Raw genomic sequence first — 20,779 nt, forward strand, 5'->3', positions numbered from 1 at the left:
GGGGCGGCTCACCGCAGGTCCGACGCGTAGTGCACGCTGTCGGTCCGGCACAGGGAGAGCCGCCACTCCACCGGCGCGCCGTCGATGGCGGTGGCGATGCGGTCGACCTGGAGGAGCGGCGCCCCCGCGGCCACGCCGAGCGCCTCGGCGATGCCCGGGGGCGCGCCGATCGCCTTGAGGCGCTCGACCGCGCGGGCGACGGGAACGCCGTAGAGGTTGGCGTACATCTCGTAAAGGTTGTTGGGCAGGTCGCGCTTGTCGAGATCCGGGAAACGCGCCTTCTCCACGACGATGCGCTCGTGCACGCATTCGCGGCCATCGAGCGCGCGCAGGCGCTCGAGCCGCACGACCCGCGTGCCGCGGGCGAGCCCGAGCCGGGAGGCCTCCGCGGCGTCGGCGCGGGCGGAGCCGACGGAGAGAAAGCGGCTCGTCGGGAACCGCGCCGGCCCATCGTCCGGCACGAGCTTGAAGAACTGGAACAGGATCCGCGCGTCGTCGTGCCGCGCGACGTAGGTCCCCCTGCCCTGCCGGCGCACCACGAGCCGCTCGGCGGCCATGGCGTCGAGCGCCTTGCGCACGGTCCCCTGTGAGACGCCGAGGTCGGCCGCGAGCTCCGGCTCGCTCGGGATCACGGCGCCCGCCTGCCAGACGCCCTCGGCGATGCGCTTGACGAGAACGTCGCGAACCCGGCGGTAGAGCGGGCGATAGCCCAGCGCGTCCTGCGCCGCCTCGCGCTCGATCATCGCTTCCGCATCCTTTCGTCTGCTGGTCCTTCGTCGTGTATCTTATAGAGGATCCAGGTCATCACAAGCGATGGCTCCGCGCACGCATCGCTCGGGCTCGCTCACGCCTCGCCCGGCGGGAGCCCGATCCGGTAGACGCCCTTGAAGTCGTCCGGGTCGACCGGGCGGCCCTTGCGCAGGATGGCGACGCGCCCCTCCTTGGCGAGCGCGACCGCTGCGCGGCGGACCGGCTGCATCAGCGGGCCCCAGCCGTCGGGATGCGGCCCGCCGAGCGTGCGGGCGACCTCGGAGGGGCAGATCGTCCTTCCCGGCCCGCGCCGCGCGACGAGGTCGAGGAGGGTGCGGGAAACGTCGTCGGGAGCGGGGTTCGTCATGCGCTCTCCCTTACGCGCGATCGACCGGGACATCCAGGGCTCGCAGCGCGTCGGAGCCGAACTGGCGGTTGGCCATGACGACGAGGACCGCGGCCGTCGCCGCGATCAGCACCCACGGCCCGACGAACCAGCCGAGATAGCCGAGCGCGAAGAAGAAGGCCCGCTGCCCGCGGTTGAAGTGGCCGCCCGCGACGATCGTCATCCGTGCCGCCCGCTCGGCCGCCGACGCGGCGTCGGGCGCGCGCCGGTCCTGCGGGATCGCGCCCACCAGGATCGCGGCGTAGTTGAACAGGCGGTAGGACCAGGCGAACTTGAAGAAGGCGTAGACGAAGATCACGCCGAGCCCGAACACCTTCGCCTCGAAGGCGAGCCGCGTGGTCGCGACCCCGAAGGGCAGGTCCGCGAACAGCGCGAGCGCGGTCTCCGTGGCCTGGATCAGCGCCAGCACCGCGCCCACCGCGAGCAGCGCCGTCGAGGCGAAGAAGGCCGCGCCCGATTGCAGCGAGGCCATGATGGTCGAATCGACGATGCGGTTCTCGCGCCCGAGAAGCTCGCGCATCCAGGCCCGGCGTTGCGCGGCCATGCGCGTGTTGAGCGAGCGCCGCGCCGGCCCGAGCCGCTCCACGGCGAGGTGATAGCCGCCCCACGCCGCCGCGAAGAAGGCGAGCGCCACGAGGTCGAGGTTCGAGAAGCCGAGAGAGGCGGTCATGGTCCCCCTGATGTACGACGCGTCGCCCCGGCGCTTGCGCGGGTGCCCTTCGTTTGCGACCCTCCCGCCCGCATTCGGACGAGGAGCCAGCGCGACCATGCCCCAGACGATCGTGAAGGGCTACAAGGCCCTGATGGAGGAGGCGAACGCCCGCATCGAGACGCTTCCGGTCGCCGACGCCATGGCGCTCGTCGGCCGCGAGGACGTCGTCTTCGTCGACCTGCGCGATCCGCGCGAGCTCGAGCGCGAGGGCCGCATGCCCGGTGCGGTGCATTGCCCGCGCGGCATGCTGGAGTTCTGGATCGACCCGGAGAGCCCCTACCACAAACCGGTCTTCGGCGAGGGCAAGCGCTTCGTCTTCTTCTGCGCCGGAGGCTGGCGCTCGGCGCTGGCGGCCGCGACCGCCGACGAGATGGGGCTGAAGCCCGTCGCCCACGTGGCGGGCGGGTTCAACGCCTGGAAGGAGGCGGGCGGGCCGGTGGAGGCGCCCTGACGGCGGCGAGCCGGCTCCGCTGCAGGCATACGCAACAGGACGACTTTCCGCGGCCGCCGAAGTATGATCTCTCGGCCGCACCGCTCCGCCGCGAGGGCCCGCCATGACCGACACGACCCAGACCGCTGCCGCCGACGCCGCCACGACCGGCTCCGCGTCCCTTCCCAGCCCCCTGCAGTATCTCGACCGCGCCATCGGGCGGCTTCGCGAGCTCGGCCTCGTCCCCGAGATGCGCAGCGAGGAGGCGCCCGTGGTCGCGCTCCTCGACCGCATCCAGCTGCTCGCGCCCGAGCAGGTCGCCGTGATCGCGCGCACGCTCTCGCAGCAGTCGCTGTTCAACGAGGTCGTGCGCGAGCAGGTCCGGCAGATGGAGGTGGCGCAGCGCTACGAGACGATCACCAACGCCTTCAACTCGATCCGCGACGATTCGAAGGCCCTGGTCGACCAGATGGAGGACGGGCGCATCTCCATCGGCGAGCGTTTCGCCAACATGATGATGAAGATGACCCGCGGCGACATCGCCCAGCGCTTCGGCGAGATCCGCGAGACCTATCTCGACGTGGCGCGCAACACCAAGGAGAACATCGACCGCGAGCACGTCATCCTGGAGGCCTACCAGGACTTCCGCGGCGCGCTCAAGCAGGCCGAGATCGCCGCGCTCGAGGTGCTGCGGGTCGCCGGCGGCGAGCTGGAGGCCGCCAAGGCGGCCCTGAAGCAGGCCTCCGACGCCGTCGCCGCCTTCGCCGGGACGGACCCCGCCGAGCGTGCCCGGCTCGAGCTCGCCCGCGACGAGAAGATGCGCACGCTGCGCGCGGAGGAAGGCCGTTTCCAGATCGCCAAGGACCTCTCGGACAACCTCACCATCGGCTACAACACGTCGGAGGTGGTGATGGCGCGGCTGATGCAGACGACCTCGGCCAAGGAGCGCGTCTACCAGCAGGCTATCTCGTTCTTCTCCACGAACGAGTCGGTGTTCACCGCGCTCTCCGCCTCGCTCACCGGCATCTTCGGCCTGCACGAATCGACGAAGACGCTCGACGCGATGAAGGAGGGTGCCTCGCAGTCGCTCGAGGTCCTCGCCGAGATCGGCGGCAAGGTGCAGGAGGAGGCGATCAAGGCCGGCTACGGCCCGACCATCCGCGCCGACGCCGTGAAGGCGCTCGTCGATTCGGTGATCGCCTTCCAGACCCGCTCCTTCGAGATCATCGAGGAGATGCGCGTCTCGGCGACGAGGAACTCCGAGGAGATCCGCGAGGCGGTCGAGGACGGCAAGCGGCGCATGGCGCGCCTCGCCGAGGAGGGGAAGGGCCTCGAGCTGCCCGCCTGACACGAGCGGCAGAGGACGGGTCGACGACGATCGCGCGGGAGGGGCGCCAATGGCGGGCGGGGTCGACGCCGAGCGGGGCGGGCTCGACGAGCTGATGCTGGCGATGGACGTGGTGGACACGCTCCGCCACGAGGAAGCGGCGCTCGCCCGCGAGATCTCCCGCGACGAGCGCGAGGACGTGCTGATGGAGCGCCTGCGCGGCCTCTACGCCGCGCAGGGCATCGCCGTCACGGACGAGGCGCTGCGGGCCGGCATCGCCGCCCTGCGCGAGAAGCGCTTCGCCTACGTGCGCCGCGGCTCGGCTCTCGGCCGTCGGCTGGCCGGCCTGTGGATCGCCCGCGGCAAGGTCGCCGCGGTGGCGGGGCTCGTCGTCCTCCTCGTCGCCGGAGGCATCGGCTGGTCCGCGTGGCGGGCGGGCGAGGCCGAGCGCGCGCGGATCGCGCAGGAGGAGCTGATCGGCAGCGTCCTGCCCGCACGCATCGCCGCGGCTCACGCCGCCGCCCTGGCCGAGGCGCGGGTCCCCGATGCGCGTGCGCAGGCGGACGCGCTGCGCACGCGCGCCGAGGGCAATCTCGCGGCCGGCGACGCCGAGCGCGCGTCGGCGACGGTGGCGGAGCTCGAGGCGCTGCGCGACGCGCTCGCCCTCTCCTACGTGCTGCGCATCGTGAACGACGCGGACGTCCCCACCGGCGTCTTCCGCATCCCCGACGCCAACGAGCGGGCGCGCAACTACTACCTGATCGTCGAGCCGATCGACCCCGGCGGCGCGGTGCTGGAGCTTCCCGTCGAGAGCGAGGAGACGAACGAGACGACGCGCGTCTCCGTCTTCGGCGTGCGCGTGCCCGAGCGCACCTTCGAGGCGGTGCGCCGCGACAAGGAGGACGACGGCATCATCCAGGACGACGTGCTCGGCGAGAAGCCGCGCGGGGCGCTCGACGTCGCATGGGCCATGCCCGTCGAGGGCGGCCGGATCACGGACTGGTGAGCGCCATGAGCTTTGCGACGAGCTTCGAGACCAGCCTCGACACCGCCCGCGGCGTACGCGCCCGCATCGACGAGGCGCAGCGCGCCGCCCGCGCCGACGAGACCCGTCTCGCCGACGCCGCCTCGTCCGCGGAGGCGGACCTCACGCAGGCGCGCGCCCGGGAGGCGCGGGCGCATGCGGCGCTGGCCCGCCATCGCCTGCAGGCGCTCGCCGAGGACGGCGCCGCCGCCGCCCTCGACCGGGCGGAGCGCGCGGCGCTCGCGATCCTCGAGGAGCGGCGCGGTGCGCTCGAGGCGCTGCGCGCGCGGGTCGCGGCGCTGGAGGCGCAGGAGCGGGAGGCGGCCGGCGATCGGGACGCGCGCACGGCCGCCCTCGACGCGGCCGAGGCCGCGAGCGATGCGCTCGAGGCGCGCGTCGAGGAGGAGATCGCCGGCAACGCTGCCTGGGCCGAGGCGAACGCGACCCTCGCCTCCCTCGCCGAGCAGGCCGCGGCCGCCCGGGCCAAGGCGGAGCGCGCGGAGAGCGAGCGCGCCGACAAGCGCGCGCCCTACGACGCCGACCCGCTGTTCGCCTACCTGCTGGCGCGCGGCTTCGGCACCAGCGCCTATCGCGGCGGCGGCTTCGCGCGCTGGGGCGACGGGAAGGTGGCGGACCTCATCGGCTTCGAGGAGCTGCGCCGCGACTACCGCATGCTCGTCGAGATTCCCGATCGCCTGCGCGCGCATGCCGAGCGTCTCGACGCCGAGGCGGCGGACGCCGAGGCGCGGCGCGAGGCGATCGAGCGCGAGGCGCTGGTCGCGGCCGGCATCGCGCCGCTGGAGGCCGCCGAGGAGACGGCGCGCGAGGCGCTGGAGGAGGCCGAGCGCGTGCTGGCCGAGATCGGCGCGCGCCTCGCCGAAGCCCGTGCAGAGGCCTCCGGCGAGAACGACCCGGAGCTCGCGCGGGCGCTCGCGATCCTGTCCGACGCGATCGCCCGCGACGACGTGCGCCGGCTGGAGGCGGAGGCCGCGCGCACCCCCTCCCCCGAGGACGACCGTCTCGTCGCCGACATCGCCGACGCCCGCCGCGCGGTCGTCGAGGCCGAGGAGCGGGTCGGGGCGGCGCGGGAGGCCCACGCCGCCGCGCGGGCTCGCGCCACCGAGGCGGAGCGGGCGCTGCGCAGCTACGAGAAAGCCGGATACGACGAGCGCGCCGGCCGCTTCGAGAACGGCGCCATGATCGGCGCCGCCCTGGAGGGATTGCTGCGCGGGGCCGGCGCGCGGCTCCTGGAGGAGGCCCTGCGCTCCGGCTATCGCGCGCCGCCCCGCCGGAACTCGGCGAGGTGGTCGGTCGAGACGAGCCGGGGCGGGGGCCGTTCGAGCGGCTCCTTCGGCGGCTCGTCCGGCGGCCGGCGGTCGGGCGGCTTCCGCACGGGCGGCTCGTTCGGCGGGCGCCGCTCCGGCGGCGGCTTCCGGACCGGCGGGAAGTTCTGATCCCGCCCGGCCCGCAGGCGCCGCCGCCGGCCGACGGCGATCAGTAGGTCATCATCGGCGCCAGCGTCTTCGCCTCCTCGATCCACTTGGTGACTTCCTTCGCGCTGGGCACCGAGCGAACGAGCTTCTTCTCCTCGTTCTTCGCCGCCATCGCCGCCGCGAGGTTCTCCGCGTTGCGCCGCGCGAGCTCCTTCACGGTGTCGACGCCGGCCGCCTCGAGCAGCTCCGACATCTGCCCCGCGACCCCCTTGATGCGGAAGAGGTCGCAGTGGTTCGCCCATTTGAGGATCAGCTTGTCGCTGATCCCGGTCTCGGCCGCGAGGGCGGCGCGGCCCTTGCGGTCCTTGGCCCGTTCGAGGAAGGCGTCCGTCGTCTTCAAGCCGATCGCGCGCAGCGTCTCGGCGTAGGCCGGCCCGATGCCCTCGACGTCCTCGATCCTGTCCGCCATGTCGTACTCCCCCATCCTCACATAGGATAGAATTCAGGAGACCACAGGCGGCGCCTCTCGTCGAGAGGGTCCTCCATGCACCAAAAGAAGAAGCCGCCCCGAGGGGCGGCTTCCGATCTCGTTCACGCGGGCGCCGGGGCGATCACTCGCCCGCGGGCAGCTCGCTCATGGCGCCCGTGGCCTCCGCCTTCTGCTGGAGGATGAGGTCGTCGCGGTGGGTCGCGATGGCGCGGATCTGCGCCGCCAGCGCGCCCGTGCCGGCCGGGATCAGCGAACCGACGATGACGTTCTCCTTGAGGCCCTCGAGCTCGTCCGTCTTGCCGTTGACCGCCGCCTCGGTGAGGACGCGCGTGGTCTCCTGGAAGGACGCCGCCGAGATGAAGGAGCGCGTCTGAAGGCTCGCCTTGGTGATGCCGAGGAGGACGGGCATGCCCACCGCCGGCTTGCGCCGCTCGGAAACGAGCTTCTCGTTGATCTCCGCGAACTCCATCCGGTCGATCTGCTCGCCGGCGATCAGCTCCGAGTCGCCCGCGTCCGTGATCTCGATCTTCTGCAGCATCTGGCGAACGATCACCTCGATGTGCTTGTCGTTGATCGAGACGCCCTGCAGGCGGTAGACCTCCTGGATCTCGTTGACGAGATAGGCGGCGAGTTCCTCGACGCCCTTGATCGCCAGGATGTCGTGCGGCGCCGGGTTGCCGTCGACGATGAAGTCGCCGACCTCCACGACGTCGCCGTCCTGCAGGTGGATGTGCTTGCCCTTCGGGATCAGGTACTCGACCGCGTCCGAGCCGTCGTGCGGGGTCAGCGTCAGGCGGCGCTTGTTCTTGTAGTCGCGCCCGAACTGGATCGTGCCCGACTTCTCCGCGATGATCGCCGCGTCCTTCGGACGGCGCGCCTCGAACAGCTCCGCCACGCGCGGCAGGCCGCCCGTGATGTCGCGCGTCTTGGCGCTCTCGGTGGAGACGCGCGCGAGCACGTCGCCGGCCTTGATCCTGGAGCCCGGGTCGGCCGCGATGATCGCCTCGACCGGGAGCAGCGAGCGGGCCTCGCCGCCACGCGGCAGCTTCAGCACCTTGCCGTCCTCGTCGTGGATCGTGATCGCGGGCTTGAGGTCGGCCGTGCGGGCCGCCCCGCGCCAGTCGATGACCACGCGCTTGGCGATGCCGGTCGCCTCGTCCATCGTCTCGACGATCGAGCCGCCGTCGACCAGGTCCTCGTAGGCCACGACGCCGTCCACCTCGGCCAGGATCGGGCGGGAATAGGGGTCCCACTCCGCGATGCGCTGGCCGCGCTTGATGGCGTCGCCCTCGTCGACGCGCAGGCGCGCCCCGTACTGGATGCGATGCACCGAGCGCTCGGTCCCGTCCGGCCCGACGATCACCACGGCGACGTTGCGGCCCATCGTGACGAGATCCCCGTCCGAGTTGCGCGCCACGTAGCGGTTGCGGATCGTCACCTTGCCCTCGAAGGCGCTCTCCACGAAGGACGTGTCGGCGATCTGCGCCGCGCCGCCGATGTGGAAGGTGCGCATCGTGAGCTGGGTGCCCGGCTCGCCGATCGACTGCGCCGCGATGACGCCGACGGCCTCGCCCTGGTTGACGGGCGTGCCGCGGGCGAGATCGCGCCCGTAGCAGGTGGCGCACACGCCGTTGCGGGTCTCGCAGACCAGCACCGAGCGGATCTTCACCTCCTGGACGCCGGCGTCGTTGATGGCCGCGATGTGCCATTCCTCGATCATGGTGCCGGCGGGCACGATCACCTTGCCCTCGACGTCGGTCACGTCCTCCGCCGCGGTGCGGCCGAGGATGCGCGAGCCGAGCGTGGCCACGACCTGGCCCGCATCGACGATGGCGCGCATGCCGATGCCCTTCGAGGTGCCGCAGTCGACCTCGCGGATGACCGCGTCCTGCGCCACGTCGACGAGGCGACGGGTCAGGTAGCCCGAGTTGGCGGTCTTCAACGCGGTGTCCGCGAGGCCCTTGCGGGCGCCGTGGGTCGAGTTGAAGTACTCGAGGACGTCGAGGCCCTCCTTGAAGTTGGAGATGATCGGCGTCTCGATGATCTCGCCGGACGGCTTGGCCATCAGGCCGCGCATGGCGGCGAGCTGCTTCATCTGCGCCGGCGAGCCGCGGGCGCCCGAGTGCGACATCATGTAGATCGAGTTGACCTGCAGGTCGCGCCCGTCCTGGTCCTTCCGGACCGCAGAGATGCGCTGCATCATCTCGCCCGCCAGGCGATCCGAGCACTTCGCCCAGGCGTCGACGACCTTGTTGTACTTCTCGCCCTGGGTGATGAGGCCGTCCTGGTACTGCTGCTCGTAGTCCTTCACGAGCGTGCGCGTCTCCTCGACGATGTCCCACTTGTTCTCGGGGATGACCATGTCGTCCTTGCCGAACGAGATGCCCGCCTTGAACGCGTGGTAGAAGCCCATCGCCATGATCCGGTCGCAGAAGATCACCGTCTCCTTCTGCCCGCAATTGCGGTAGACCGTGTCGATCATGTTGGAGATTTCCTTCTTCGTCATGAGCTTGTTCACGACGTCGAAGGTGACGCGCGGGGACTTGGGCAGCAAGGTGCCCAGGATCGCCCGACCCGCAGTGGTGTCATACACCTGCGTGTAGGGCTGCCCCTGCTCGTCGTAGTTCGTGGCGCGGTACTTGACCTTGGTGTGCAGGTTGATCGTCTTCTGGAACAGCGCGTGGTCGATCTCGCCCAGGTCGGCGAACATCGCCCCCTCGCCCGGCTGCTTGTCCGCCAGGATCGAGAGATAGTAGAGGCCGAGGACGATGTCCTGCGAGGGCACGATGATCGGCGCGCCCGAGGCGGGGTGCAGGATGTTGTTCGTCGACATCATCAGCACGCGCGCCTCGAGCTGGGCCTCCAGCGAGAGGGGCACGTGCACGGCCATCTGGTCGCCGTCGAAGTCGGCGTTGAAGGCCGCGCAGACGAGCGGGTGCAGCTGGATCGCCTTGCCCTCGATCAGCACGGGCTCGAAGGCCTGGATGCCGAGGCGGTGCAGCGTCGGTGCGCGGTTGAGCAGCACCGGATGCTCGCGGATCACCTCGTCGAGGATGTCCCACACCTCGGGACGCTCCTTCTCGACGAGCTTCTTCGCCTGCTTCACGGTCGCCGAGTAGCCCTTCGCGTCGAGGCGCGAGTAGATGAACGGCTTGAACAGCTCCAGCGCCATCTTCTTGGGCAGGCCGCACTGGTGCAGCTTGAGCTCGGGACCCACGACGATCACCGAGCGGCCCGAGTAGTCGACGCGCTTGCCGAGCAGGTTCTGGCGGAAGCGGCCCTGCTTGCCCTTCAGCATGTCGGCGAGCGACTTCAGCGGGCGCTTGTTGGCGCCCGTGATGACGCGCCCACGCCGGCCGTTGTCGAACAGCGCGTCCACGGCCTCCTGCAGCATCCGCTTCTCGTTGCGGATGATGATGTCGGGCGCGCGCAGCTCGATCAGCCGCTTCAGGCGGTTGTTGCGGTTGATGACGCGGCGGTAGAGGTCGTTCAGGTCCGACGTCGCGAAGCGGCCGCCGTCCAGCGGGACGAGCGGGCGCAGGTCCGGCGGGATCACCGGCACGACCGTCATGATCATCCATTCCGGCCGGTTGCCCGACATCAGGAACGCCTCGATGATCTTCAGGCGCTTGAGCAGCTTCTTGGGCTTGAGCTCGGAGGTCGTGGTGGCGATCTCGTGGCGCAGGTCGACCGCGATCTTCTCGAGGTCGAGATCCATCAGGATCTTGCGGATCGCCTCCGCGCCGATCAGCGCCGTGAACGAATCCTGGCCGTACTCGTCCTGCGCGCGGACGTACTCCTCCTCCGACAGGAGCTGGCGCTCCTTCAAGGCGGTGAGGCCCGGCTCGATGACGACGTAGGACTCGAAGTAGAGGATCCGCTCGAGATCCTTCAGCGTCATGTCGAGCAGGAGGCCGATGCGCGAGGGCAGCGACTTCAGGAACCAGATGTGGGCGACCGGCGCGGCGAGCTCGATGTGGCCCATGCGGTCGCGCCGCACGCGCGCGAGGGTGACCTCGACGCCGCACTTCTCGCAGATGACGCCCTTGTACTTCATGCGCTTGTACTTGCCGCACAAGCACTCGTAGTCCTTGATCGGGCCGAAGATACGCGCGCAGAAGAGGCCGTCACGCTCTGGCTTGAACGTACGGTAGTTGATCGTCTCGGGCTTCTTGATCTCGCCGTAGGACCAAGAGAGGATCTTTTCCGGGCTCGCGATCGAAATCTTGATCTGGTCGAACGACTGCGGCTGGGCCGCAGTGTTGAAAAGGTTCATGACCTCTTGATTCATCGCCGTCTCCTGGCAGGGCGAGGTGCGCCGTCACGCTCGCCGCGAAAATGCAGGCGCCGCGGGGTCGGGTCCCCGCGGCTGGTCTCTATCGACCGATCTCGATCACCGGGTCATTCCGCCGCCTCCGAGGGCGGCAGCTCGTTCGTGTTGGCCTTGGACGAGGTGAGCTCCACGTTGAGGCCGAGCGAGCGCATCTCCTTGACGAGCACGTTGAAGCTCTCCGGGATGCCGGACTCGAACGTGTCGTCGCCGCGCACGATGGCCTCGTAGACCTTGGTGCGGCCGGCCACGTCGTCCGACTTGACCGTGAGCATCTCCTGGAGCGTGTACGCCGCGCCGTAGGCCTCGAGCGCCCACACCTCCATCTCGCCGAAGCGCTGGCCGCCGAACTGCGCCTTGCCGCCCAGCGGCTGCTGGGTGACGAGCGAGTACGGGCCGATCGAGCGCGCGTGGATCTTGTCGTCCACGAGGTGGTGGAGCTTGAGCATGTAGATGTAGCCCACCGTCACCGGGCGATCGAACGACTCGCCCGTGCGCCCGTCGTAGAGCGTGACCTGGCCCGAGCGGTTGAGCCCGGCCATCTCGAGCATCTCCTCGATGTCGCGCTCCTTCGCCCCGTCGAAGACCGGGGTGGCCATCGGCACGCCGCGGCGCAGCGTCTCGCCCATCTCGGCGAGCGTGTCGTCGTCGTAGGCGTCGAGCGGATGGTTCGAGCCGTAGATGCGCTCCATCGTGCCGCGCAGCTGCGCCCCGTCGTGCGCCTTGCGGTAGGCGTCGACCGCGGCCGCGACCTGCTTGCCCAGGCCCGCCGCCGCCCAGCCCAGATGCGTCTCCAGGATCTGGCCGACGTTCATGCGCGAGGGCACGCCGAGCGGGTTGAGCACGATGTCGACCGAGGTCCCGTCCTCCAGGAACGGCATGTCCTCGACCGGCACGATCTTCGACACGACGCCCTTGTTGCCGTGGCGGCCGGCCATCTTGTCGCCCGGCTGGATCTTGCGCTTCACCGCCACGAAGACCTTGACCATCTTCATGACGCCCGGAGGCAGCTCGTCGCCGCGCTGCAGCTTCTCGACCTTGTCGAGGAAGCGCTGCTCGAGGCGCTTCTTCGACTCGTCGTACTGCTTCTGGATCGCCTCGAGCTCGGCCATGCGGGCGTCGTCGGCGACCGCGAAGGCCCACCACTGCGAGCGCGGATACTCGTCGAGCATCTCGCGGGTCAGCGTCGTGTCCTTGCGGAAGCCCTTCGGCCCGGCGATGGCCGTCTGGCCGGCGAGCAGCTCGCCCACGCGTGCGTAGGTGTTGCGATCGAGGATCGCCTGCTCGTCGTCGCGGTCCTTGGCGAGACGCTCGATCTCCTCGCGCTCGATCGCCTGGGCGCGCTCGTCCTTGTCGACGCCGTGGCGGTTGAACACGCGCACCTCGACGATCGTGCCGGTGACGCCCGGCGGCACCCGCAGGCTCGTGTCGCGCACGTCCGAGGCCTTCTCGCCGAAGATGGCGCGCAGCAGCTTCTCCTCGGGCGTCATCGGGCTCTCGCCCTTGGGCGTGATCTTGCCGACGAGAATGTCGCCCGCGTTCACCTCGGCACCGATGTAGACGATGCCCGCCTCGTCGAGGTTCTTGAGCGCCTCCTCCGACACGTTCGGGATGTCGCGGGTGATCTCCTCGGGCCCGAGCTTGGTGTCGCGGGCCATCACCTCGAACTCCTCGATGTGGATCGAGGTGAAGACGTCGTCCTTCACGATCCGCTCGGAGAGGAGGATCGAGTCCTCGAAGTTGTAGCCGTTCCACGGCATGAACGCGACGAGGACGTTGCGGCCGAGCGCCAGCTCGCCGAGCTCGGTGGAGGGGCCGTCGGCGATGATGTCGCCCTTGGCCACCACGTCGCCCACGCGCACCAGAGGCTTCTGCGTGATGCAGGTGTTCTGGTTGGAGCGCTGGAACTTCATCAGGCGGTAGATGTCGACGCCCGGCTTGCCCGGATCGGTCTCCTCGGTGGCGCGGATGACGATACGGGTGGCGTCCACCTGGTCGACCACGCCGGCGCGGCGCGCGCCGATGGCGGCGCCCGAATCGCGCGCGACCACCGCCTCCATGCCCGTGCCCACGAAGGGCGCGTCGGCGCGAACCAGCGGCACCGCCTGGCGCTGCATGTTCGAGCCCATCAGGGCGCGGTTGGCGTCGTCGTTCTCGAGGAACGGGATCAGCGCGGCGGCGACGGAGACCAGCTGGCGCGGCGAGACGTCCATCAGGTCGACGCGATCGGGCGGCACCACGATCACCTCGCCCGCCTTGCGGCAGATCACGAGGTCCTCGGTGAGCTGGCCGGCCTCGTCGAGCGCGGCGTTCGCCTGCGCGACGTGGTACTTCGCCTCCTCCATGGCCGAGAGGTAGATCACCTCGCCGGTGACCTTGCTCTCGTGCACGCGGCGGAACGGCGTCTCGATGAAGCCGTACTTGTTCACCCGCGCGAAAGTGGCGAGCGAGTTGATCAGGCCGATGTTCGGGCCTTCCGGGGTCTCGATCGGGCAGATGCGGCCGTAATGCGTCGGGTGCACGTCGCGCACCTCGAAGCCGGCGCGCTCGCGCGTCAGGCCGCCCGGGCCGAGCGCCGAGAGGCGGCGCTTGTGGGTGACCTCGGAGAGCGGGTTCGTCTGGTCCATGAACTGCGACAGCTGCGAGGACCCGAAGAACTCGCGCACGGCGGCCGCCGCCGGCTTGGCGTTGATCAGGTCCTGCGGCATCACGGTGTCGATGTCGACCGACGACATGCGCTCCTTGATGGAGCGCTCCATGCGCAGCAGGCCGAGGCGGTACTGGTTCTCCATCAGCTCGCCGACGGAGCGGACGCGGCGGTTGCCCAGGTGGTCGATGTCGTCCACCTCGCCCTTGCCGTCGCGCAGGTCGACGAGCGCCTTCACCACGGCGAGGATGTCCTCGCGGCGGAGCGTGCGCTGCGTGTCCGGCGCGTCGAGGTCGAGGCGCATGTTCATCTTCACGCGGCCGACGGCCGAGAGGTCGTAGCGCTCGGCGTCGAAGAACAGCGAGTGGAACATCGCCTCCGCCGTGTCGAGCGTCGGCGGCTCGCCGGGGCGCATCACGCGGTAGATGTCGAACAGCGCCTCCTCGCGGGCGGAGTTCTTGTCCACCGCGAGCGTGTTGCGGATGTAGGGGCCGACATTGACGTGGTCGATGTCGAGCAGCGGGATCTCGGTGAAGCCGCCGTCGACGAGCGTCTTGAGCAGCTTCTCGCTGATCTCCTCGCCGGCCTCGGCGAAGATCGCGCCGTTCGTCGAGTCGACGAGGTCCTCGGCGACGTACTGGCTGACGAGGTCCTCGTCGGTGGCGCGCAGCGCCGTGACGTTCTTCTCCGCGAGCTGCTTGGCGACCCGCGCGGTGAGGCGCTTGCCGGCCTCGAGCACGACCTCGCCGGTGTCGGCGTCGATCAGGTCGACCGTGCCCTTGAAGCCCTTCATCCGCTCAGGGTCGAACGGCGCGCGCCAGCCGTCGGCATCGCGCGAGTAGACCACGCGGTTGTAGAACGTATCGAGGATCTCCTCGCTGTCGAGGCCGAGCGCGAACAGCAGCGACGAGACGGGGATCTTGCGCTTGCGGTCGATACGCGCGTGGACGATGTCCTTGGCGTCGAACTCGATGTCGAGCCACGACCCGCGATAGGGGATGATGCGCGCGGCGAAGAGGAGCTTGCCCGACGCGTGCGTCTTGCCCTTGTCGTGGTCGAAGAACACGCCCGGCGAGCGGTGCATCTGCGAGACGATGACGCGCTCGGTGCCGTTGACGATGAAGGTGCCGTTGTCGGTCATGAGCGGCATGTCGCCCATGTAGACGTCCTGCTCCTTGATGTCCTTGACGGACTTCGCCTGCGTATCCGGATCGACGTCGAACACGATCAGCCGCAGCGTCACCTTGAGCGGCGCGGCGAAGGTCATGCCGCGCTGGCGGCACTCGTCGACGTCGTACTTCGGGGGCTCGAACGTGTACTTGACGAACTCGAGCAGGGCCGTGCTCGAGAAGTCGGAGATCGGGAACACGGACTTGAAGACCGCCTGCAGGCCCTCGTCGGCCCGGCCGCCGCGCGGCTCGTCGACGATCAGGAACTGGTCGTAGGACGCCTTCTGAACCTCGATGAGGTTCGGCATGTCCGAGACTTCCTGGATCCGCCCGAAGGACTTGCGAATGCGCTTGCGGCCTAGCAGCGTGTTGGCCATGTCGACCTTGCTCCTCATGCACGGCTGACCGGGAGCCCCGCCTCGCGCCGTCGGGGCGCGCGAGAGACGCGAAGGCGCCGAGTCGGGGGCGCCGGGTCAGCCGTCCGCTGGTCCCGCGGGACCGTGGACGAAAGAACGAATGTGGAAAGGAGCCCGTCCCTTCCGCAACGCCGGGACGGAAATCTGCGACGATATGCGCCGCCTCCCCGTTCCGTTCCGACCGCCGAGGCGCGTGCGAATCGCCTCCTCACCGGACGGAAACGACGGCCCCGGGCTTCCCCGGGACCGTCGGGATCAATCAGAAGCCGATCGCCGCAGGGCGACCGGACCCGATCACTTGAGCTCGACCTTGGCGCCGGCCTTCTCGAGCTGCGCCTTGAGCTTGTCGGCCTCTTCCTTGGCGACGGCCTCCTTGACGGTCTTGGGCGCGCCCTCGACCAGGTCCTTCGCCTCCTTCAGGCCCAGCCCGGTGATCGCGCGGACCTCCTTGATGACCTCGATCTTCTTGTCGCCGGCCGCGGCCAGGACGACGTCGAACTCGGTCTTCTCCTCCTCGGCGGGGGCGGCAGCGCCACCACCGGCGGCGGGGCCGGCCACCGCGACGGCGGCGGCGGCGGAGACGCCCCACTTCTCCTCGAGCATCTTCGCGAGCTCGGCGGCCTCGAGAACGGTGAGCGACGACAGGTCGTCCACGAGCTTGGCGAGATCAGCCATTGTCTTCTATCCTCAGAAAGGTTCGAACGGTTCGATTGGGTCGGGACGGCGTCAAGCCGCTTCCTCGGACTTGGCATAGGCCCCGAAAACGCGCGCCAGCTTGGCTGCGGGCGCGGTCGTGAGCTGGGCGATCTTGGTGGCCGGGGCCTGGATCAGGCCGATCAGCGTACCGCGCAGCTCGTCGAGGGACGGCATCGTGGCGAGCGCCTTGACTCCGTCCGCGTTCAGGGCCGTGGCGCCCATCGCTCCGCCCAGGATGACCAGCTTGTCGTTGGTCTTGGCGAAGTCGACGGCCGCCTTCGGGGCCGCGACGGGATCGTCGGAGTACGCGAGCAGGGTCGGGCCCTGCAGCAGCTCCGAGATCGACGCGACCTCCGTGCCTTCGAGAGCGATCTTGGCGATGCGGTTCTTCGTGACCTTCACGGTGGCGCCGGCCTGCTTCATCTGCGCGCGCAGCTTCTGCATGTCGGCGACCGTGAGGCCCGAATAGTGGGCCACGACGACGACGGACGTGCTGGTGAACACGTCGTTCAGCGTCCCGGCGAGCTCGCGCTTGGCTGCTCTGTCCACTGGGCTCTCTCCGGTTGACCGGAACCCTCGCGGGCCCGGCCGGTTGCGAATAGCCGCTCATCGTACCCGGACCTGCCGGAGCCGACGAACGGCGCTCTGGCTAAGCCCTGCCCCCCGTCGGCGGGACGCGCCTCAGGGATCGATGGTTCGAACCTTCTCGCCGCGGCGGCGACCCTGCCGGGCCGGCGTCGCGGAAAATCCGGTCGTCCCCGTCTATGCCGGCGCTCGGGAAGCCGAGCATCAAGCCCTCGTCGGGCACCTGCAGTCTCGGACAGGACGGGCCGACAGGCCGCTGCGGCACCCCCGCGGGGACGCCTCGCGGCCGATCGGCCGTCTTCCCGCCCGGTCTCCCGGGCGGAAAACGCGCGACCCTGGCTCCGCCTGATGCGGACCCAGAACGGTCTTCGGTGAACGCGGACCGCCTCCTTAACGCGTCACGCCGTGGATGCCAAGGGGTATCTCGACGAAAAGTCAAGCCGGTTTTTCGAGAACGGCCGCACCCACCGGGCGGCGCCTCGGAAACCTTCCCCCTGCCACCGGAACGGCCGGGCGCGTGTCCCGGCCGCAGCGATGCGCGCGGCGAATCGATCGATCCGCCGAGGATCGGTCCGGGATCAGCCCGTGACGGTCGAGACGTCGACCTTCAGGCCCGGGCCCATCGTCGAGGTGATGGCCACGCCCTGGACGTAGGTGCCCTTGGCGCCGGTCGGCCGGGCCTTGATCACCGCGTCGGCGAAGGCCTTGACGTTCTCGGCGAGCTTGCCCGCCTCGAACGAGAGCTTGCCGACGCCGCCGTGCACGATGCCGGCCTTCTCGACGCGGAACTCGACCGCGCCGCCCTTGGCCGCCTCGACGGCGCCCTTCACGTCCATGGTGACGGTGCCGACCTTCGGGTTCGGCATCAGGCCGCGCGGGCCGAGCACCTTACCCAGGCGCCCGACGAGCGGCATCATGTCCGGGGTGGCGATGCAGCGATCGAAGTCGATCGTGCCGCCCTGGATCTGCTCGACGAGATCCTCCGCGCCGACGATGTCGGCACCCGCGGCCTTCGCCTCGTCCTGCTTGGCGCCGCGCGCGAACACCGCGACGCGGACCGTGCGGCCCGAGCCGTTGGGCAGGTTGCAGACGCCGCGGACCATCTGGTCCGCGTGGCGCGGGTCGACGCCGAGATTCATGGCGATCTCGACGGTCTCGTCGAACTTCACCTTGGAGCGCTCCTTGAGGAGCGCGATCGCCTCGTCCAGCCCGTAGAGCTTGACGGGATCGATGCCCTCGCGGGCGGAGCGGATACGCTTTCCAGCCTTGGCCATGTCGTCCTCCCTCAGCCCACGACCTCGAGGCCCATCGACCGGGCCGAGCCTGCGATCATGGCGGAGGCCGCCTCGACCGAATCGCAATTGAGATCGACCATCTTCTTCTCGGCGATCTCGCGCACCTGCTCGGCGGTGATCTTGCCGACGGTGCCGCCCTTGCCCGGGGTGGTGGCGCCCTTCGGGACACCCGCCGCCTTCTTCAGCCAGTAGCTGACCGGAGGCTGCTTCATCTCGAAGGTGAAGGAGCGATCCTGATACGCGGTGATGATCACCGGGATCGGGGTGCCCTTCTCCATCTGCCCGGTCCTCGCATTGAAGGCCTTGCAGAATTCCATGATGTTGAGGCCGCGCTGGCCGAGCGCGGGACCGATGGGCGGGGAGGGATTGGCCGCCCCCGCCGGGACCTGGAGCTTGATGTAGCCCGTGATCTTCTTCGCCATGAGACTGCGTCCGTAGCGTCCGCCGCCGGCTGCCGGCCGGGAGCGGAGGGTTGCAGGGCGCGGTACGGCCGGTCACTCCCGGATGGCGTCCGGGCAGGCCTCCCGCGCGACTTGCGCGCCGGCACGCGATGCGCGCCGCCGCGATGCGACCGGGTCTCGAAGGATGCCCCCGACGGGGTCAGACCTTCTCGACCTGGGCGTATTCCAGCTCCACCGGGGTGGCGCGGCCGAAGATCGACACGGCGACCTTGACCCGCGAGCGGCCCTCGTCGACTTCCTCGACGACGCCGTTGAAGGAGGCGAAGGGCCCGTCGGCGACGCGCACCGTCTCGCCGATCTCGAAGGTCACGGTGGGCTTGGGGCGCTCGACGCCCTCGGCCACCTGGCCCTTGATCCGCTCGGCCTCGTGGTCGGGGATCGGCATGGGCTTGGCCTTGTCGGCGCCCAGGAAGCCCGTGACCTTCGGCGTGTTCTTGATGAGGTGGTAGACCTCGTCGGTCATCTCGCACTTCACCAACACGTAGCCGGGGAAGAACTTGCGCTCGGCGTCGACCTTGCGGCCGCGGCGCACCTCGACGACCTTCTCGGTCGGCACCAGGACCTCGTCGAAGAGCTCCTCGAGCCCCCGCTGCTCGGCCTGGTCCTTGAGCGACTGCGCGACCTTGTTCTCGAAGTTCGAGTAGGCGTGCACGATGTACCAGCGCTTGGCCATGATCTCCCCTCCCCTCAGCCGCCGAGACCGAGCACGGCGCCGACGCCGAACCGCAGGATCTGGTCGACGACGAGGAAGAAGAGCGCCGCCAGCAGGACCATGACGAAGACCATTCCGGTCGTCACCATCGTCTCCTTGCGCGTCGGCCAGGTCACCTTGGACCCTTCCTGACGCACCTGCTGGAGGAACTCGAACGGTGTGGTCTTGCCCTTGGCCATCTCGATCGCTTCACGCCAAATCGCCCTGCCGCCGGCCGTCCGTTCGTCACGGTCGTCGGCGAGAGGGCTGGAGAAACCTGTCGGCTACCGCGGCCGGCACGCTGCCCGGAATCGGCAGCGCCCTGAACCGGAAGCCGTGTAATAGAGATGTGGGGATGGGAAATCAAGGACCGCCTGCAAGGGCCACACGATGGGCGGCACGATGGGCGGCACGATGGGCCGCGCGATGGGCGGTCCGGCCTTCACACAGCCGCCGGAAACGAGAAAGCGCGGCGCTCGTCCCCGAGCCCGCGCTTGAAACTACCGTCGATTTCCTGCCGCGTGGCAGGAGTGGAGGGACTCGAACCCCCAACCCCCGGTTTTGGAGACCGGTGCTCTGACCAGTTGAGCTACACTCCTACGGCGAGGCCGAAAGCCCGTCTTGCGGGGGCGTTCGGCGCCGGGAGGCGATTGCTAGCGCATCGCCTCCCGGAAGACAATCGGCATCGAGGCCGTTCGCGCGCTTTTTCGCGCGCGGAAGGAAACGTCAGTCCAGGACCGCCGCGACGACGCCGGCGCCGACGGTGCGGCCGCCCTCGCGGATAGCGAAGCGCAGCTTCTCCTCCATGGCGATCGGCACGATCAGCTCGACCTCCATCGACACGTTGTCGCCCGGCATCACCATCTCGGTGCCCTCGGGCAGCTTGCACATGCCGGTCACGTCCGTCGTGCGGAAGTAGAACTGCGGGCGGTAGTTGTTGAAGAACGGCGTGTGGCGGCCGCCCTCCTCCTTGGTGAGGATGTACGCCTCGGCAGTGAACTTCTTGTGCGGCTTCACCGAGCCCGGCTTGCAGACGACCTGCCCGCGCTCGACGTCCTCGCGCTTGGTGCCGCGCAGCAGCACGCCGACGTTGTCGCCGGCCTGGCCCTGGTCGAGCAGCTTGCGGAACATCTCGACGCCCGTCACGGTGGTCTTGACGGTGTCGCGGATGCCGACGATCTCGACCTCCTCGCCCACCTTCACCACGCCGCGCTCGACGCGACCCGTCACCACCGTGCCGCGGCCCGAGATCGAGAACACGTCCTCGATCGGCATCAGGAACGGCTGGTCGATCGGGCGCTCCGGCGTCGGGATGTACTCGTCCACCGAGGCCATCAGCTTGAGCACGGCCTCCTTGCCGATCTCCGGGCTCTTGTCCTCGAGCGCCATCAGCGCCGAGCCCTTCGTGATCGGGATGTCGTCGCCCGGGAAGCTGTACTTCGACAAGAGCTCGCGGATCTCGAGCTCGACCAGCTCCAGCAGCTCCTCGTCGTCGACCATGTCGACCTTGTTCATGAACACGACCAGCGCCGGCACGCCGACCTGGCGGGCGAGCAGGATGTGCTCGCGCGTCTGCGGCATCGGGCCGTCCGCCGCCGACACGACCAGGATCGCGCCGTCCATCTGCGCCGCGCCCGTGATCATGTTCTTCACGTAGTCCGCGTGGCCGGGGCAGTCCACGTGCGCGTAGTGACGGTTCGCCGTCTCGTACTCCACGTGCGCCGTCGAGATCGTGATCCCGCGCGCCTTCTCCTCGGGAGCCTTGTCGATCGCGTCGTACGCCGTGTACGTCGCGCCGCCCGTCTCCGCCAGGACCTTCGTGATCGCCGCCGTCAGCGACGTCTTGCCGTGGTCCACGTGACCGATCGTCCCGATGTTGCAGTGCGGCTTCGTACGCTCGAATTTTGCCTTGGCCAT

At 69.6% G+C, this 20,779-nt stretch carries 17 protein-coding genes and 1 tRNA gene; 4 read left to right on the forward strand and 14 right to left on the reverse strand.

What is annotated here, in order from left to right; genetic code table 11:
• Positions 1 to 8: 8 nt before the first annotated feature.
• The 3 genes from G407_RS0113990 to G407_RS0114000 form a co-directional block, all read right to left on the reverse strand.
• A complete protein-coding gene (locus tag G407_RS0113990; protein ID WP_052341373.1) occupies positions 9 to 743 on the reverse strand; it encodes a GntR family transcriptional regulator in 735 nt (244 codons plus the stop codon).
• Between the two features lie 101 nt (positions 744 to 844).
• On the reverse strand, positions 845 to 1,117 hold the full coding sequence (locus tag G407_RS0113995; protein ID WP_029031294.1) for a DUF3253 domain-containing protein: 273 nt from the start codon (positions 1,115 to 1,117) through the stop codon (positions 845 to 847).
• Between the two features lie 10 nt (positions 1,118 to 1,127).
• Positions 1,128 to 1,826, reverse strand: a complete 699-nt coding sequence (locus tag G407_RS0114000) for a DUF599 domain-containing protein (protein WP_043539793.1) — start codon at positions 1,824 to 1,826, stop codon at positions 1,128 to 1,130.
• Positions 1,827 to 1,923: 97 nt separating this feature from the next.
• On the opposite strand from G407_RS0114000, the gene G407_RS0114005 reads away from it, so the two are divergent.
• From G407_RS0114005 to G407_RS0114020, 4 genes are all read left to right on the forward strand, one after another.
• Positions 1,924 to 2,319: a rhodanese-like domain-containing protein gene (locus G407_RS0114005; RefSeq protein WP_029031296.1), complete on the forward strand. Its 396-nt coding sequence runs from the start codon at positions 1,924 to 1,926 to the stop codon at positions 2,317 to 2,319.
• Positions 2,320 to 2,422: 103 nt separating this feature from the next.
• The gene (locus tag G407_RS0114010) at positions 2,423 to 3,646 is read left to right on the forward strand and encodes a hypothetical protein (RefSeq protein WP_052341374.1); all 1,224 of its coding nucleotides are present in this window, start codon (positions 2,423 to 2,425) and stop codon (positions 3,644 to 3,646) included.
• Between the two features lie 49 nt (positions 3,647 to 3,695).
• Positions 3,696 to 4,631, forward strand: a complete 936-nt coding sequence (locus tag G407_RS0114015; protein ID WP_029031298.1) for a DUF6384 family protein — start codon at positions 3,696 to 3,698, stop codon at positions 4,629 to 4,631.
• 5 nt (positions 4,632 to 4,636) lie between these two features.
• A complete protein-coding gene (locus G407_RS0114020; protein ID WP_029031299.1) occupies positions 4,637 to 6,103 on the forward strand; it encodes a coiled-coil domain-containing protein in 1,467 nt (488 codons plus the stop codon).
• A 40-nt stretch (positions 6,104 to 6,143) separates the two neighbouring features.
• Here the strand turns inward: G407_RS0114020 and G407_RS0114025 are convergent, their stop codons facing one another.
• The 11 genes from G407_RS0114025 to tuf all read right to left on the reverse strand — a co-directional run bounded on the left by G407_RS0114025 (position 6,144) and on the right by tuf (position 20,779).
• Complete coding sequence (locus G407_RS0114025; protein WP_029031300.1) at positions 6,144 to 6,551, reverse strand: DUF4332 domain-containing protein; 408 nt, start codon at positions 6,549 to 6,551, stop codon at positions 6,144 to 6,146.
• 142 nt (positions 6,552 to 6,693) lie between these two features.
• The gene (gene rpoC, locus G407_RS0114030; protein ID WP_029031301.1) at positions 6,694 to 10,863 is read right to left on the reverse strand and encodes a DNA-directed RNA polymerase subunit beta'; all 4,170 of its coding nucleotides are present in this window, start codon (positions 10,861 to 10,863) and stop codon (positions 6,694 to 6,696) included.
• A gap of 110 nt (positions 10,864 to 10,973) precedes the next feature.
• Complete coding sequence (gene rpoB / locus G407_RS0114035) at positions 10,974 to 15,095, reverse strand: DNA-directed RNA polymerase subunit beta (protein WP_029031302.1); 4,122 nt, start codon at positions 15,093 to 15,095, stop codon at positions 10,974 to 10,976.
• A gap of 333 nt (positions 15,096 to 15,428) precedes the next feature.
• Positions 15,429 to 15,809 carry a 50S ribosomal protein L7/L12 gene (gene rplL, locus G407_RS0114040; RefSeq protein ID WP_029031303.1) on the reverse strand — a complete coding sequence of 127 codons (381 nt, stop codon included), beginning with the start codon at positions 15,807 to 15,809 and terminating at the stop codon, positions 15,429 to 15,431.
• A 51-nt stretch (positions 15,810 to 15,860) separates the two neighbouring features.
• Positions 15,861 to 16,379, reverse strand: a complete 519-nt coding sequence (gene rplJ / locus G407_RS0114045) for a 50S ribosomal protein L10 (protein ID WP_029031304.1) — start codon at positions 16,377 to 16,379, stop codon at positions 15,861 to 15,863.
• A 614-nt stretch (positions 16,380 to 16,993) separates the two neighbouring features.
• On the reverse strand, positions 16,994 to 17,689 hold the full coding sequence (gene rplA, locus G407_RS0114050; protein ID WP_029031305.1) for a 50S ribosomal protein L1: 696 nt from the start codon (positions 17,687 to 17,689) through the stop codon (positions 16,994 to 16,996).
• Between the two features lie 11 nt (positions 17,690 to 17,700).
• Complete coding sequence (gene rplK / locus G407_RS0114055; RefSeq protein ID WP_029031306.1) at positions 17,701 to 18,132, reverse strand: 50S ribosomal protein L11; 432 nt, start codon at positions 18,130 to 18,132, stop codon at positions 17,701 to 17,703.
• A gap of 178 nt (positions 18,133 to 18,310) precedes the next feature.
• Positions 18,311 to 18,844 carry a transcription termination/antitermination protein NusG gene (gene nusG, locus G407_RS0114060; RefSeq protein ID WP_029031307.1) on the reverse strand — a complete coding sequence of 178 codons (534 nt, stop codon included), beginning with the start codon at positions 18,842 to 18,844 and terminating at the stop codon, positions 18,311 to 18,313.
• A 14-nt stretch (positions 18,845 to 18,858) separates the two neighbouring features.
• Complete coding sequence (gene secE / locus G407_RS0114065; RefSeq protein ID WP_043539795.1) at positions 18,859 to 19,062, reverse strand: preprotein translocase subunit SecE; 204 nt, start codon at positions 19,060 to 19,062, stop codon at positions 18,859 to 18,861.
• 322 nt (positions 19,063 to 19,384) lie between these two features.
• Positions 19,385 to 19,461: transfer RNA gene (locus tag G407_RS0114070), tRNA-Trp, on the reverse strand.
• 127 nt (positions 19,462 to 19,588) lie between these two features.
• Positions 19,589 to 20,779, reverse strand: a complete 1,191-nt coding sequence (gene tuf / locus G407_RS0114075; RefSeq protein ID WP_029031309.1) for an elongation factor Tu — start codon at positions 20,777 to 20,779, stop codon at positions 19,589 to 19,591.

The sequence above is a fragment of the Salinarimonas rosea DSM 21201 genome (assembly GCF_000429045.1).
In the GTDB taxonomy this organism is placed as follows: domain Bacteria; phylum Pseudomonadota; class Alphaproteobacteria; order Rhizobiales; family Beijerinckiaceae; genus Salinarimonas; species Salinarimonas rosea.

Excerpts from the sequence above, each read along its gene's own strand:
- G407_RS0113990 (WP_052341373.1), bottom strand. The coding sequence starts at position 743 with ATGATCGAGCGCGAGGCGGCGCAGGACGCGCTGGGCTATCGCCCGCTC.
- G407_RS0113995 (WP_029031294.1), bottom strand. The coding sequence starts at position 1,117 with ATGACGAACCCCGCTCCCGACGACGTTTCCCGCACCCTCCTCGACCTC.
- G407_RS0114000 (WP_043539793.1), bottom strand. The coding sequence starts at position 1,826 with ATGACCGCCTCTCTCGGCTTCTCGAACCTCGACCTCGTGGCGCTCGCC.
- G407_RS0114005 (WP_029031296.1), top strand. The coding sequence starts at position 1,924 with ATGCCCCAGACGATCGTGAAGGGCTACAAGGCCCTGATGGAGGAGGCG.
- G407_RS0114010 (WP_052341374.1), top strand. The coding sequence starts at position 2,423 with ATGACCGACACGACCCAGACCGCTGCCGCCGACGCCGCCACGACCGGC.
- G407_RS0114015 (WP_029031298.1), top strand. The coding sequence starts at position 3,696 with ATGGCGGGCGGGGTCGACGCCGAGCGGGGCGGGCTCGACGAGCTGATG.
- G407_RS0114020 (WP_029031299.1), top strand. The coding sequence starts at position 4,637 with ATGAGCTTTGCGACGAGCTTCGAGACCAGCCTCGACACCGCCCGCGGC.
- G407_RS0114025 (WP_029031300.1), bottom strand. The coding sequence starts at position 6,551 with ATGGCGGACAGGATCGAGGACGTCGAGGGCATCGGGCCGGCCTACGCC.
- rpoC (WP_029031301.1), bottom strand. The coding sequence starts at position 10,863 with ATGAATCAAGAGGTCATGAACCTTTTCAACACTGCGGCCCAGCCGCAG.
- rpoB (WP_029031302.1), bottom strand. The coding sequence starts at position 15,095 with ATGGCCAACACGCTGCTAGGCCGCAAGCGCATTCGCAAGTCCTTCGGG.
- rplL (WP_029031303.1), bottom strand. The coding sequence starts at position 15,809 with ATGGCTGATCTCGCCAAGCTCGTGGACGACCTGTCGTCGCTCACCGTT.
- rplA (WP_029031305.1), bottom strand. The coding sequence starts at position 17,689 with ATGGCCAAGGCTGGAAAGCGTATCCGCTCCGCCCGCGAGGGCATCGAT.
- rplK (WP_029031306.1), bottom strand. The coding sequence starts at position 18,132 with ATGGCGAAGAAGATCACGGGCTACATCAAGCTCCAGGTCCCGGCGGGG.
- nusG (WP_029031307.1), bottom strand. The coding sequence starts at position 18,844 with ATGGCCAAGCGCTGGTACATCGTGCACGCCTACTCGAACTTCGAGAAC.
- secE (WP_043539795.1), bottom strand. The coding sequence starts at position 19,062 with ATGGCCAAGGGCAAGACCACACCGTTCGAGTTCCTCCAGCAGGTGCGT.
- tuf (WP_029031309.1), bottom strand. The coding sequence starts at position 20,779 with ATGGCCAAGGCAAAATTCGAGCGTACGAAGCCGCACTGCAACATCGGG.